The following is a 13,430-nucleotide window of genomic DNA, read 5'->3' as shown; positions in this document are numbered from 1 at the left end:
ATGAAACCCTATTCTTTTGAAACCACTGGCCGAAACCGGGCCACCCTGATCACGCTGATCCTGGTCTGGGGGGCGCTTATTCTGGCGGTCACCCAACTCGAGGCGGCGCCTTGGCTGATGGGGGTTTTGGGCCTTTTCACCCTACCGGCACTCTACGACCTGATCAGCGCGCGCAGGTCCGGGCTGCGGCTGGGCAGTGACGGGCTCAGTTTTTTCTCTGGCCGACGCAAAGGGACGATCACCTGGGATCAGATCAGCCACCTACGGCTCGACACGCGGCTCGACCTGTCGATCCGTACAACGGTGGTACTGATCACGGGCCGTAAAATAAGATTGCCGCTGGAAACCACCCCGCCCGCGGACCTGTTTGAGACCGAACTGACCGAGCGCGGTATCAAAGTCGAAAGACACCACTTCTCGCTCATGGGCTGACGCGGCACTCCCGTTCTTCTTTTGGCTATAAATATCCCGGGGGTGTGGGGGCTGGCCCCCACAAAACGCAGTTGCCGGAGGCAGATGCAAAACATCGTGCGCGCCGAAAGGCGCTCAATCCGATAGAGCCGGACGGGCGACGGGTCGGGTCTGGGCCAAAGCCTGACAATAGGGCTGGCGGCGCAACCAGCCTGCAATGTCGGCGCGCTTGGCGCGCGAGCGCATGGGGCCCCAATCCGCACTTACCCCGCGCCATTTGCGATCACGGCCGTGGATCACACCGTCACGGGGCACAGTGACGGCCATGATACGCACGGCACAGCTGAGGTTCGCAGCGCCGTTCTTGAGCGCCTCACCCGTACCGACGTTACACTTATATCCCCGGGCCGTGGCGGGCAGGATTTGCAGCAGGCCATACCATTTGCCGCCCCCCCCGATCGCCGCGGGCCGGTACGTGCTTTCGTGTTTGGCCAGAGCCGACAAAAATCCGACCCAAAACGCACGACGTCCCGCCCCATCCGCGCCATCATATGCCGGGCACCAGTTTGATATGTCACCGGGCACCATCTCAACCAGCGCACGACCATGTGTCTTGAGGGCAGAAATCGCCGCACGGTTCCACACCGCATGTCCCGGTTGGTGGGTCCAGCGGGTGTGGGGCAAGGCCCCCTCGCGCGCCACAGGGCGCACCGGTTCGGGGCTTGCCACTTCGGCAGAGGCCACAACAGACCAGAACAGGCAAACAAGGCTCAAAACACGTAACATGACCGCGAATATGGCGGGGTCTTGCCCGCGCTGTCCACGATAGAATCTGGCGGGCCCTGTGGCATTCCCTGCTCAAATCAGGACAATCCACGACCCCAGATTGCATTGTTTCGCCACCTGCGGGTAAGTGCAAAAATTCTTCGCGGCAATTGCCCTTTGTTGACGCCAGCCTGCCCTGTTTGCGTCTCAATTCCCTGCCACAACGTGCTCAGTAACCAGTGACGGATTGTTTTTACGATGGCATTTGCAGAACGCATTCTAGCGCCTTTGGCGCAATTCCGCAGCAAACTGCGGGACCCTTTTGGCGACATGGCATTAGACGGCGTTCTGCAAACTGCGCCGAAACCGAAACCGAAGTTTAACCGCAGGCAGATGGCAACTGCGCTGGAAAGCGCGCTGACGATCCCCTGCCCCGACCCCACGGCCGAAGACCGCGACCGCGATGCCCAGCAATTGCGGGGCCTCCGATTGGCCCGGCAAGAAGATTGGGCAGGCCTGTCAAAGGCAATCGCAGAGGCGGATGCCGCACGGCTCAAGACGCAGGGCGGCATGCCCATCTCCGAACTCATGGCCTATGGCGCACGCGCCGATGTTGTTGGCGCTGCCGAACACGCCCTCTTGTCGGGCCGTCCCGACCGCGATGCCCCACTCTTGGCGGGTATCGAAGCGCTCGAAGAGGTTCTGGCCGACCACCCCGAGGATCCGGTCATTGCCGCCATCGTGGCCAAGGCGCATATGGACATCGGCTGGGCCTGGCGCGGGACCGCCTGGGACATCGAAGTACCCGCGCGCAACCGCGAAGCCTTCGCCGCCCATTTCGACCGGGCCGCCGATATTGTCGCTGCATTTGACACCAAGCACCACACTCTGACACTGCTCGCGTCAGCCCGGTGCGCGCTCATCGGTGGCATCGGCGGCCCCGCCCGCAAGATCGTTGCTGATTACGAGGCCTGGATCGACATTGATCCCCGTGACCCCCGCGCCCTGCGCGCTTTGGGTGGCCACCTGCTGCCCCGCTGGCATGGCGATTACGACCGGCTTGAGCTTGAGGCCCGCCGTGCCGCCGGGCGGACCCACGATGTCTGGGGGGCCGGGGCCTATGCGTGGGTCATGTTCGACGCCATTTCCGCCGATACGGAGGCCTGCGCCCGCCTTGACCTCGACTTTTTCCTCGACGGATTGCGCGACATCCTGCGCGTCTCGCCGGACCAGTACACCGTGAACCTGATCGCGGCCTATTGCGCCAATACCATGGGCGCCACGCCCACGGGTCATGACGAGGCGGATTACATCCGTGCACAGATCGCCTCTGCCGCGGCATGGGTGGTCAAGGACCACCTGACCGAGTTGCATCCGATGTTGTGGGCCCATGCCGCACGCGGGTTTGATAATGCGCTCAAGGTGCGCTGTGCCGACCGTTTTGCCGCCTCGGGCTATGCGGACGCGCTGCGTTATCTGACGGATCTCTTCCGTCGCGAACTGGCGGCGGGCAAGCGGGTGGTCTTTACCGAAAACGGGGCCGAAACGCACGCGGTATGACGCAGGCTCAGCCTTCCCCACTCAGGCAGTAGACGGGCACTTGGGATGCAAGCCCTGCGATGTTTTGAGCGCCGCAGGCCTCCAGTTCGATGTCCGTCACGGCCGCTTGCGTCGCCGCATCGACCAACACCGATACGCCCAAGATCTTGCACTGCCCTTCAAGGCGGGCAGCCAGGTTCACAGCGTCCCCATAAACCGTAAAGGACTGGCGTTCAGACGAGCCGATTGTCCCCGTGACCAGATCGCCGCTGGCAATTCCCACCCGAATGTCAAAACCGTGTCCCTGCCCAATGCCCAAAAGGGCGCGGGCCGCCTGCATCGCCGCCTGCTCGGGGTTCGGAATGCCAATAGGCGCGTTGAACGTCACCAGAAATCCATCCCCAAGATAGGACATCACGATGCCGCCATGCTTTGATACTACATCCGTGGCATCGGACAAAAAGGCATCCAAAACGCGGATGACATGTTCCGGCGCATTCTGGGCGGAAAAGGCGGTAAAGCCAGCGATATCCATGACAAGGGCGGTGCCCGCCGTTCGTTGCGGCCGCATCGGGCCATCATTCGCAATCAGCCTTTGCGCAATCTCGGCCGGCACGTATTTTCCCAAGAGCGCGCTGACTTTCTGGCGCGCATCGCGTTCGCGTCGCTCTGCAAGGTCCGAGGCCACTTGGGCAAAGAAGACGCCCCGCGCCCGGTACACGGCCACCGCCAGGATCATTGCGCCAAACATCAGCATCGCGGTTTCTTCGATCCGGTTGCCCCGCCCGACAAAGTCGATGGACAAGAACACACGCTCGTAATCGGCGCGTGTGGCATTGGCCGGGATATCGGCCCAAGACAGGTAGGTTTGCATCCCCGTGATCACCCACCCAAACGCCGCCCACCACCCTGCAACACAAAGCGCACCGGTCCACAGCACCAGACGCCATGACAGGCTGAGGCAGGCAATCGCGACAAGCGGAAAGAGGTAGTAAATGCCGTAGGCCCGAAAGGCGATGATCTGGGGCACGTCGTCCGCCCGACTGATCGGGATCAGAGCAAAAGTCGCACAGATGGACAGAGTATCAAGGGCGTACACGGCATATTTCATCCAGGACCGATCAAAGCGCGTGCCGATCACCGCCAAATGCGCCACCCCCACGGCGGTAAAGAGCAACAAGACAAGTACAGCGGCCAGACGCGGTTCAAACCCGTCAAAGAGGATCGGTGCGCCCACATACCAAGCAAAAGCAAGCCCGGTAACCAGCGTCCGGCAGGCGATGGCCAGACGCAGGCCATTTTGCTCGGCCCGGATCAAGCGCGCCGCAGATTCTGCGGCAAACGGATCAGTGTCAGCGGTCGTCATGAGCGCAGTCTGCGCGATTTTGACCCGGTTTGGGACCACGAAAATGGCTGGCTCAGCCTGACGCCAAAGCTGAACAAAAAGCCCGCAGCGATGATCGTCACGCCGATGATCTCTGCCCCGGTGGGCATTGTGCCAAAGGCTGCTGCCGCAAGGGCGAGTGCCACCACGGGCGTAAATATCGGTAAAAGGCCCGCCACCTGCACCGGCATCAGACGCACGGCCCCGATCAGGGCGACGACGCTGATAACGCCACCGACCAGCCCTTGCATCACCGCTTGAAGGATCAAAGCCCCGGTCGGCGCGCTGAGCAAACTTTCGGCCGCGACCCACCCCAAGGCTGGAATGGCCGTCAGGGCCGATCCTGCGGCCACAGCCACCGTCCCCTGGATCATGGGCACGCGCCAGTGGCGCAGCAACACGGTATAACCGCCCCACATGGCCCCCGCCGCAACAAACAGCACGACGCCCTGCCCCCAATCTGCCCCCAGATCGCCAAGGCCAAAACCGACCAGCACCCCGAGGCCCGTAAACATAATGCCTGCCCCAGCCAGCCGCCGAGCGCGTAGCGGTTCCGCCAACAGGATGCGGCCCAGAACGCTGGTGGTGACAAAGACCGCCACCGGCGCAAATAATAGCCCGTGGGACAAAGGCGCGTGAACATAACCGCTGACCGCCACGAGGCCAAAAACTGGACCGCCGAGCAGCACCAGTACAGCCAAGCGCCGCAGTGTGATGCCCAAAGACCGCCCCCGCAGCCACAGGACCAACAGCAGTGGAACCGCGATCACCCCCGGAACCGCAAAGCGCAAAAAGGTTAGCGCCTGAGGCGAAATACCGGTGTCGATGCCATGTTTCGCGGCAACATTGTAGCTGGACCAACACAGGATCGTGGCAAACCCTAACAGGGGTCCAGTCAGATGTTTCAGGGTCATTTCGGTCTCCATCCAAGGGTCGCCCTAGATTGAAGCCTTGAACTGATACTCTCCAATGCTAATAAATACCCAAACCAATACTCATGAGGCATGGATTATGGAGCTTCGCCACCTGCGCTATTTCGTGGCCGTCGCCGATCATGGTGGCATCAGCCATGCGGCTGAACGCTTGCGGATCGCCCAGCCTGCGGTGTCGCGTCAGATCCGCGACCTCGAGGCGGAATTGGGCGTTGACCTTCTTTTGCGCGAGGGACGGCGGGTGGTGCTGACGGATGCGGGTCGCGCCTTTTCCAACCGGGCGCGCGCAATTCTGGCCGCTTCAACCAAGGCTGCGGATGAAGCGCGGCGCATCGACAAGGGCGAGGCAGGCCACCTGAGGATCGGCCTGTTGGAAAGTGCCTCTTGGGCCGGGCACATGCCGCAGGCCCTCAGCCGATATGCCCGCGCCTATCCCAATGTCCGGCTCGACGTGCGACCCATGGGCTCGGTTGACCAGATTGATGCCCTATTGGCGGATGAGTTGGACGCGGCCTTTGTCTATCGCCAGGACAATCTGGTCGAGGATACATTGAACATCCTGTCCCTTCGGGTGGACGATGTGGTGCTGGCCGCCTCCACTGATCTGGACTTTGACAAGGACGGGCCGCTGGACCTCGACGACATTGACGGCCTGCCCGTCGTGGCCTTTCCGCGCCGCGTCGCACCGGCCTATCATGACGCCTTGTTTGGCGCCTTGGCCCACATCGGATTTGATCCGCTTGTGGTGCAAGAGGCGGAAAACGAAACCACGATTCTCAGCCTGGTGTCCGCAGGCGTCGGCTGTGCCTTTGTCAACTCGGCCAATATGGCTCGCCCCCCGAAACAGGTGCAGTTTCGTCGGGTGGCCGGGCTCTCGGTGCCGATTGAGTTTCTCTTTGTCACAGGCAAGACGCCTGGAAAGCTGACAGAACGGCTGCGCAATGTGGTTGCCGACATTGATGCCTAGAAGGTATCACCTTCATATCTTATTAGAATTTTTAATTATGCGATGACATCGCCAGATTAGTCCCATCACAGCAACACGATGGAGGCTACGATGAAACGCAGACTGACCGGCACCCTGCTCGCCACAGCACTTTCCCTGCCCTTTGCCGCGCAGGCCGAGGCCCCCAAGGCCGGCACGCCGATAACCGCCGAGACCCTTGTGGCACAGGCTGAAATGATCCGCATTGCCGATGCGCTGGATGCAGCGGTCGATGCCAAGGACTGGACGCTGGCCCGCAGCTTTTTCACCGACATGATCGACGTGGATTTCACCTCATTGGTTGGCGGTGATCCGGCCACAATCCCGGCCGATGCGCTTATCGCGGGGTGGTCCGCCAATCTGACCGCGGAAAAGGCGTCCTTCCACCTGCGCGGCAATCACCGCGTGACTTTCGAGGATGATGGCAGCGCCACGATGTACTCGCACGGCTATGCCTGGAACCGGATGGAACGCGGCGCATTGGAGGAAAATGGTGGCGATGCCATGTGGGAAGTCTGGGGCACCTATGTGCACGGCTTTTCCCAAACAGAGGCCGGTTGGATGGTTAACGCCATGACCTTTACCGCCACGGCAGAGCGGGGCAACGATTTTGTCCGCAACACCCCAGGCAGCTAACCCACACATCTGACTTTACGTGAAAAAATCGGAGTACTGATATGACCAATCAACTTAACCCAACCCGCCGTTCGATTCTGACTGCAGGGGCCGCCGCCCTTGCCTTGGGCAGTGTCACGCCCAAGCGGGCTGCTGCCCAATCCACCGCGGCGGCGACGGTCGAAGGCCGCCGCATGTTGGGCGGGCTCAATGTGTCCGCCATCGGTCTCGGCGTGCAGAATCACAGCCGCACGTTCCAGACCACCATCCCCAACCGGGCCGAGATGCACAGGATCATCCGCGCCGCAGTGGATGAGGGCGTGACCTTCATCGACACGGCCGAGGTTTATGGCCCGCACGAGTCCGAGCGTATTCTGGGCGAGGCGTCCCAAGGCATCCGCGACAAGATGCAGATCGCGACCAAGTTCGGCTTTAACGTCAACCTCGAAACCGGGGCCTGGCAACCGGGATTGATCAGTCGCCCCGCCCATATCAAGAAGGCGGTCGAAGGCTCGCTGCGTCGTTTGCGGACCGACCGGGTCGAGCTGCTCTATCAGCACCGGGTAGACCCCACTGTGCCAATCGAGGAGGTGGCGGGCGCCGTGCGTGACCTGATGGATGAGGGCAAGGTGCTGCATTGGGGCCTGTCCGAAATGGGGCCGGAGACTTTGCGCCGCGCCCATGCAGAATTGCCCGTGGCTGCGGTGCAGAACGAGTATTCGATGCTGTGGCGCGGGCCCGAGAATGGCTTGCTCGCACTTTGCGAAGAGTTGGGTATCGGCTTTGTCCCCTTCAGCCCGTTGGGCTACGGCTTTCTGACCGGTGCAATTGACATGGGCACCAGCTTTGCCCCCGGTGATTTCCGCGCAAATACCTCGCGGATGGACCCAGAAAACCGCGAGGCCAACATGGCGTTGGTGGAGCTGGCAAAATCCTGGGGCACCCGCAAGAACGTCGCCCCCGGTCAGATCGCTCTGGCCTGGTTGATGGCCCAAGGCCCCTCGGTCGTGCCGATCCCCGGCACCACGCAGATGCCGCATATGCTGCAGAATGCGGGCGCGACGGCGGTGCGTTTCACTCCGGAAGAGTTGGCCGAGTTGAACGCCGCCGTGGCCGCCATCACCGTCAAGGGCGCACGGATGCCCGAGATGGTGCAGGAATGGTCGGGTGTTGAGGCACCCGCAAGATCCTGATCCGACGGGAAAATTTGGCCCTGACGGTGCAGAAATGGCATCGTCAGGGTTTTTGCCGTCTATCTCAGACGCCGCGCCGCCCCGGACAACAGGGCCCGGGAATAGACTTTGTGCGCGCCCAGCAAGCTAAGGAACACCGGGCCCAGCGTCAGCTTCCCGCGCCGCCCACGCACCGGCACCACAACGGACCCAAAGCGCAGCGTCCCCCCCTCTGCCTGCAACCACGACAGCGTGCGCCCGTTTTGGTCGCCCATCAGCAGTTCGGCCCCTGTGCGCCCCGCAACCTGCCACACGGCAAAGCGGTCTGCCTGCCCCGCAGCAAGCGCGGCCACATCCGCATCGGTCGAGGGCGCGCGGGCCAGCACGCGAAGCACCAAACGCTCGGCCCGGAACAGCGGCTGGGTGTAGAAGGCGGTGATGAACGCGGGTAACGATACTGGCGCCGAAACGGCACACTCAAAACAATCGACATGATGCCCCTCGGCCACAGCAAAGGGGGCGATGAGCGTGCCCTCGGGCACCGGGCGTTCGTCGATGATCATCTGCCCAGTTTGCACGCCTTGCCCGCAAAACCAAGGGGCCTGAACGCCGCGCCCTCTTGCGGGGCACCCCCACCTGAACTACACCCCAAACCGGCCCCAACTGACGCGGTGAGACAATGCTTGATCTGACATACGAGACCCCGACGCCCAAAACGATTGCTGGCGCGAAACATGACTGGGAATTGGTCATCGGGATGGAAGTGCATGCGCAGATCAGCTCGAACGCGAAACTGTTTTCTGGCGCCTCCACGACCTTTGGGGCAGAACCCAATTCCAACGTGGCCTTTGTGGATGCGGCGATGCCTGGGATGCTGCCTGTGATCAACGAGTTTTGCGTGGAACAGGCGGTGCGCACGGGGTTGGGATTAAAGGCCGCGATCAACCTGACATCGGCCTTTGACCGCAAGAATTATTTCTATCCCGACCTGCCGCAGGGTTACCAGATTTCCCAGCTTTATCAACCGATTGTGGGCGAAGGCGAAGTACTGGTCGAGATGCCGAACGACCAGGCGCGCCTTGTCCGGATCGAACGGATTCACATGGAGCAGGACGCGGGCAAATCGATCCATGACATGGATCCGAACATGTCCTTTGTCGATCTGAACCGCACCGGCGTGGCGCTGATGGAAATCGTCAGCCGCCCCGACATTCGCGGGCCTGAGGAGGCGGCGGCTTATCTGACCAAGCTGCGCCAGATCCTGCGCTACCTCGGCACCTGCAATGGAGACATGCAATCGGGCGCGATGCGGGCGGATGTGAACGTGTCGATTTGCCTGCCCGGCCAATACGAGAAGTATCAGGAAACACAGGATTTTTCCCATCTGGGCACCCGCTGCGAGATCAAGAATATGAACTCCATGCGCTTTATCCAGCAGGCGATCGAGGTCGAGGCGCGGCGTCAGATTGCCATCGTTGAAGGCGGCGGTGAAGTCGAGCAGGAGACGCGTTTGTACGATCCGGACAAGGGTGAAACGCGGTCGATGCGCAGCAAGGAAGAGGCGCATGATTACCGCTATTTCCCGGACCCTGATTTGCTGCCTTTGGAGATTGAACAGGGCTGGGTTGACGACATTGCCGCCTCTTTGCCGGAGCTGCCGGATGCGAAAAAGGCGCGCTTTATCAAAGACTTCGGGTTGACCGGATATGATGCGAGCGTGCTGACAGCGGATGTGGACACGGCGGCCTATTTTGAGGATGTGGCGGCGGGGCGTGATGGCAAACAGGCGGCGAACTGGGTCATCAATGAGCTGTTTGGCCGGTTGAAAAAGGACGACCGCGATATCACCGACAGCCCGGTGACGCCCGCGCAACTGGGCGGGATCGTGGACCTGATCGCCTCGGATGCCATCTCGGGCAAGATCGCCAAGGAAGTCTTTGAAATCGCTTACACAACCGGGCGCGACCCGGCCGAGATTGTCGAGACCGAAGGCATGAAACAGGTCACGGATACCGGCGCGATCGAGGCGGCTGTGGACGAGATCATCGCCGCCAATCCGGCACAGGTGGAGAAGGCGCAGGCCAATCCGAAACTGGCGGGTTGGTTCGTAGGTCAGGTGATGAAAGCGACGGGCGGCAAGGCGAACCCCAAGGCGGTGAATGCGTTGGTGGCGGCGAAGCTGGGGCTGGGTTAAAGCGCCCCCGTTAATGGGGCGTTCGGTGGGACGTTTTGGCGAAACCGTGCAGTTACGCGCTCAAAATGTACATTTTGAGGGGCCGCCAAACTGCTGACTTTCGGGCCTTATGGAGCAAACGTACGGTTTGGCGGTCAAAATGTACATTTTGAGCCGGTCGGCGCAGGTCATGATCCGTTAACTTTCGGGCGGCGTTAATGTTTGAGTGGGCAGGTTTACTTTTGCGTAACCCCTGCCCGCGTTTACTCATTTACCCCCGCCACGCAAGCACCGCATAAAGCAGCACCATCGGCAGATAGACTTCGGGTTTTTGCGTGGCCCAAGCCGCCCAACTGTGGCTGGCACAGAGCCCTCCGTAAAGGCCGTGATGACAGACGCAGAATTTCATGGCTTTCTTCAAACGCTCAAACATTGTTTCCCTTTCAGATTGAGCGTCGGGCCCGACGTGGTTACTGTGATGCGCAGGGATAAGGTGCCGTATTCGACTGCACATTTCGTTGTGGGAAAGATGCGGAACGGCCGTTGGCCCAAGTTGTTCGGAGTTGTGGAAAGTTGTTGGACCCGGTCGCCTTTGGCGCGCTGATCAAACGCAAACGGGGCGAGGCCCGGTTGACGCAGGAAACGCTGGCGGGCGATGTGTTTGGTGATTCCACGCGCAAGGCGGATATTTCGCGGATCGAGAATGGCCGGGTGACGCCGCAAGAGGCGACGATCCAAAAGCTCTGTGACGCATTGGCGATTTCAGCGGCTGAGACGGAGCACATCCGGCAAGCGCGGCCTGCTGCGGAGCAGTTGGCAAACATTCCGGCACTGAGCCGGGAGGAATTGCAGAACCTTGGGGCGCGGTTTGAGTTGGAGGGTGCGTTTTCTTTGCCGGACGATGAGTTGCGTCGGTTGCTGACACTGAAAGCGGATGAGCATCGCGTCCTCAAGGCCGAAGTGGATTCGATTGACGATCGGTTGAAGCGGTTGTCGAATCTGAAAGCCGCCGCACAAGATGCCATAGCGCGTGTTGATCTCGACGAGGTTGAGGAATTGCTGAGCCGCGTACAGGAGGTCGAGTTAGAGGAGGCAGCAAAGACCGCCGAGTTGCGGGCCAACAATGCATTGTTGCGCGGGCGGGTGAATCAGGCCTTTCGCATTCTGTGTGCCGCGGCAGACAGTTTTGGGAGTGTGGACCCACTGGAGCCTGCACGACGGCGTATTCAAGCTGCGAACAAAGCATTTCCGATGCTTTATGACCATGGGCTGCGTTATGGTGGAGACGGCCTAACAAAATCGGCAGAAATCATCCAACAAGTTCTCACTGTTGATTTGCGCGAACAAGATGCGAAGCTATGGGCAGTTGGGCAAAACAACCTTGCTTTGGCGCTACAAAACAAAGGCAACCGCACCAACGGGCCGCAAGGGGCTACTCGGCTCGCGGAGGCGGTGAGCGCTTATCGCGCCGCGCTTCAAGTTTTGACGCGCTCAGATTACCCGGTGGATTGGGCGATAACGCAAAACAACCTTGGCATCGCTCTTAGAAACCAAGGTATCCGCACCGATGGCCCCAGAGGCGCGCAGCTTTTTTCAGAAGCCGTGGACGCATATCGCGAGGCTCTTGAAATCTGCACCCGCTCAGACCATCCGCTGGATTGGGCGATGACGCAAAACAACCTTGGCATCACCCTTGGAGACCAAGGCAATAGCACCACCGGGCCGACAGGCGCCAAGTTGCTGGCCGAAGCGGTACACGTCTTTCGCGCAGCGTTAGAGATTTATTCCCGCGCGGACCATTCAGTAAATTGGGCGATGACGCAAAACAACCTGGGCAACGCTCTTCAAAACCAAGCGATCCGCACCGACGGGCCGCAAGGGGCAACACTGTCAACAGAGGCGGTCGCAGCTTATCGCGCGGCGCTTGAGGTGCGCACCCGCGAAGACCATCCCGTGCAGTGGGCCATGACGCAGAAAAACCTCTCCATTGCGCTACATTCGCGGGCGTCAAGGATTGATGCGTCGTATCCGCATACTGATTTGACCTCCGCCTGTGCAGCGGCGAACCGCGCATTGGAGGTTTTTGACCCGGAGCACATGTCTTTCGAGTATGTCGAAACCACCCGCGTGCGCGACGCTATCCTGGCCGATCTGGAGGCTTTGTCGGACTGATCCCTACCCCGACAATAGCCCGGAATAGTGCATCATCCCTGCGCCGCAGAGGGCGGTTTCGATTTGGGTCCAGAGGGGGGCGAATGTGGTTGTGTCCTGCTCTGCCGTCTGCTGGATCGCCTCCAGTGAATTTCGCCCGTTGATGTGGGCGATCAGGGGGGCGGCCTGAGGATCGACCGGGAAGGTGAACGCCTCTGCCGCCGTGTCGATGGTAATCTGCCCCCGTTTGCTGACATGGGCCGCGAGGTCGGCGGCGGCCACCATGCGCAGGTGGGGGATTGCGTGCGCATCGCCCTTGGGGGCGACTACCTGCCCCCTGAGCCGCGCATAGGCCACATGGGTTTTGAACGTGCCGCGCAGGTTTTCGGCCAATTGCATTTGTGCTGTTTGCGCCATCCCGGTCACGTCGCCCACCAGCGTGGTGGGGTCGTAGAGCATGGGCTCGGGGCTGCCTACGTGTTCCAGCCCTGCCCCGTCCAGCGCGCCCATCAATTCGGTGATCGTGTAGGGCCGGTCAGAGCTGTGCAGCAGCAGGTCATAAAACCCCGCGTCCCCCTGTTTGTGGTCCACCAGCCGCGTGTTGCGTTTGAACGGGTGGGCGTCGGGCAGCCCCTCAAAGATTGCCTTGGCCCGTTTGAGCCGTTTGCGCGGCTCCACCCCTTGCAGCAACTGGTTGAATGCCGCTTGCAGCGGGTAGACGCCGGAGCGCCCGTGCGGCGCGTAGACCATGAGACCGATGCCGCCCTGGGGCTTGAGCGCGTGGGCCAGCGCGTTGAACCCCGCCTGCGGGTCGGGCAGATGGTGCAGCACGCCGCAGCAGTCGATGTAGTCGAAGGGGCCGTATTGGCCTGCGTCCAAGAGCGATCCGGTGACGAAGGTGATGTTTTTCAGCTTGCGGATCGCGGCCCGTTTTTCGGCGATGCGCCGGGCGGCGGTGGACATGTCGAGATAGGTGATATTATAGGGGCGGCCTGCGTCTTTGAGGGTCTGGGCCAGTTGCATCAGCCCGTCACCGGTGCCGCCGCCTGCGATCAGCGCGTGCAAGGGTTGGGACCAGTCGCGCGCGCCCCCCCACAGCCAGTGATCCATTTCAACGGGCAGCGAGGGGGAGCCGGAGATCAGGCGCTTGCGCTCGTCGGTGGGCTTGCGCTCGGGGTATGGGTAGGCCTCGTATTGGGCCTGGACATCGGATTGGGTCATGGGGCGGTCTTTCGAATGCGCAACGGGGTGCAGGGTATCATCCCCGCTCGGCTGCGCAATCGACATCCGTCCCTTTCGCGCG

At 61.3% G+C, this 13,430-nt stretch carries 13 protein-coding genes; 7 read left to right on the top strand and 6 right to left on the bottom strand.

The genetic code is table 11. The features are described from left to right. Positions 1–432: a hypothetical protein gene (locus Q1A44_RS12695; protein ID WP_299625439.1), complete on the top strand. Its 432-nt coding sequence runs from the start codon at positions 1–3 to the stop codon at positions 430–432. A 114-nt stretch (positions 433–546) separates the two neighbouring features. Here the strand turns inward: Q1A44_RS12695 and Q1A44_RS12690 are convergent, their stop codons facing one another. Continuing rightward, on the bottom strand, positions 547–1,197 hold the full coding sequence (locus Q1A44_RS12690; protein ID WP_299625436.1) for a transglycosylase SLT domain-containing protein: 651 nt from the start codon (positions 1,195–1,197) through the stop codon (positions 547–549). A 372-nt stretch (positions 1,198–1,569) separates the two neighbouring features. Between Q1A44_RS12690 and Q1A44_RS12685 the strand changes: the two genes are divergently transcribed. After that, complete coding sequence (locus Q1A44_RS12685; RefSeq protein WP_299625433.1) at positions 1,570–2,736, top strand: hypothetical protein; 1,167 nt, start codon at positions 1,570–1,572, stop codon at positions 2,734–2,736. Between the two features lie 7 nt (positions 2,737–2,743). Here Q1A44_RS12685 and Q1A44_RS12680 read toward each other — a convergent pair whose 3' ends face one another. Then, the gene (locus tag Q1A44_RS12680; RefSeq protein ID WP_299625430.1) at positions 2,744–4,081 is read right to left on the bottom strand and encodes an adenylate/guanylate cyclase domain-containing protein; all 1,338 of its coding nucleotides are present in this window, start codon (positions 4,079–4,081) and stop codon (positions 2,744–2,746) included. Then, positions 4,078–5,013, bottom strand: a complete 936-nt coding sequence (locus Q1A44_RS12675; RefSeq protein ID WP_299625427.1) for a DMT family transporter — start codon at positions 5,011–5,013, stop codon at positions 4,078–4,080. Before Q1A44_RS12675 ends, Q1A44_RS12680 begins: the two co-directional genes overlap by 4 nt. A gap of 97 nt (positions 5,014–5,110) precedes the next feature. On the opposite strand from Q1A44_RS12675, the gene Q1A44_RS12670 reads away from it, so the two are divergent. The 3 genes from Q1A44_RS12670 to Q1A44_RS12660 all read left to right on the top strand — a co-directional run bounded on the left by Q1A44_RS12670 (position 5,111) and on the right by Q1A44_RS12660 (position 7,824). Continuing rightward, the gene (locus Q1A44_RS12670) at positions 5,111–5,998 is read left to right on the top strand and encodes a LysR family transcriptional regulator (RefSeq protein WP_299625424.1); all 888 of its coding nucleotides are present in this window, start codon (positions 5,111–5,113) and stop codon (positions 5,996–5,998) included. Positions 5,999–6,088: 90 nt separating this feature from the next. After that, on the top strand, positions 6,089–6,652 hold the full coding sequence (locus Q1A44_RS12665; RefSeq protein WP_299625421.1) for a nuclear transport factor 2 family protein: 564 nt from the start codon (positions 6,089–6,091) through the stop codon (positions 6,650–6,652). A gap of 41 nt (positions 6,653–6,693) precedes the next feature. Then, a complete protein-coding gene (locus Q1A44_RS12660) occupies positions 6,694–7,824 on the top strand; it encodes an aldo/keto reductase (protein ID WP_299625418.1) in 1,131 nt (376 codons plus the stop codon). A gap of 59 nt (positions 7,825–7,883) precedes the next feature. Here Q1A44_RS12660 and Q1A44_RS12655 read toward each other — a convergent pair whose 3' ends face one another. Next, positions 7,884–8,366, bottom strand: coding sequence for a hypothetical protein (locus Q1A44_RS12655; RefSeq protein WP_299625415.1), 483 nt, complete (start codon positions 8,364–8,366; stop codon positions 7,884–7,886). A 116-nt stretch (positions 8,367–8,482) separates the two neighbouring features. Between Q1A44_RS12655 and gatB the strand changes: the two genes are divergently transcribed. After that, complete coding sequence (gatB, locus tag Q1A44_RS12650; protein ID WP_299625411.1) at positions 8,483–9,997, top strand: Asp-tRNA(Asn)/Glu-tRNA(Gln) amidotransferase subunit GatB; 1,515 nt, start codon at positions 8,483–8,485, stop codon at positions 9,995–9,997. Between the two features lie 250 nt (positions 9,998–10,247). Here gatB and Q1A44_RS12645 read toward each other — a convergent pair whose 3' ends face one another. Beyond that, positions 10,248–10,385, bottom strand: coding sequence for a hypothetical protein (locus Q1A44_RS12645; RefSeq protein WP_299625408.1), 138 nt, complete (start codon positions 10,383–10,385; stop codon positions 10,248–10,250). A gap of 164 nt (positions 10,386–10,549) precedes the next feature. On the opposite strand from Q1A44_RS12645, the gene Q1A44_RS12640 reads away from it, so the two are divergent. Beyond that, positions 10,550–12,148, top strand: a complete 1,599-nt coding sequence (locus Q1A44_RS12640; RefSeq protein ID WP_299625405.1) for a helix-turn-helix domain-containing protein — start codon at positions 10,550–10,552, stop codon at positions 12,146–12,148. A gap of 3 nt (positions 12,149–12,151) precedes the next feature. On the opposite strand, the gene Q1A44_RS12635 is transcribed toward Q1A44_RS12640, so the two are convergent. Beyond that, entirely contained in the window at positions 12,152–13,348 is a 1,197-nt protein-coding gene (locus Q1A44_RS12635; RefSeq protein WP_299625402.1) for a class I SAM-dependent methyltransferase, read from the bottom strand. Positions 13,349–13,430 lie beyond the last annotated feature (82 nt).

The sequence above is a fragment of the uncultured Tateyamaria sp. genome, assembly GCF_947503705.1.
Taxonomy (GTDB): Bacteria; Pseudomonadota; Alphaproteobacteria; order Rhodobacterales; family Rhodobacteraceae; genus Tateyamaria.
Note: the sequence above shows the minus strand (reverse complement) of the source record. Positions and strands in the feature narration are given on the sequence as shown.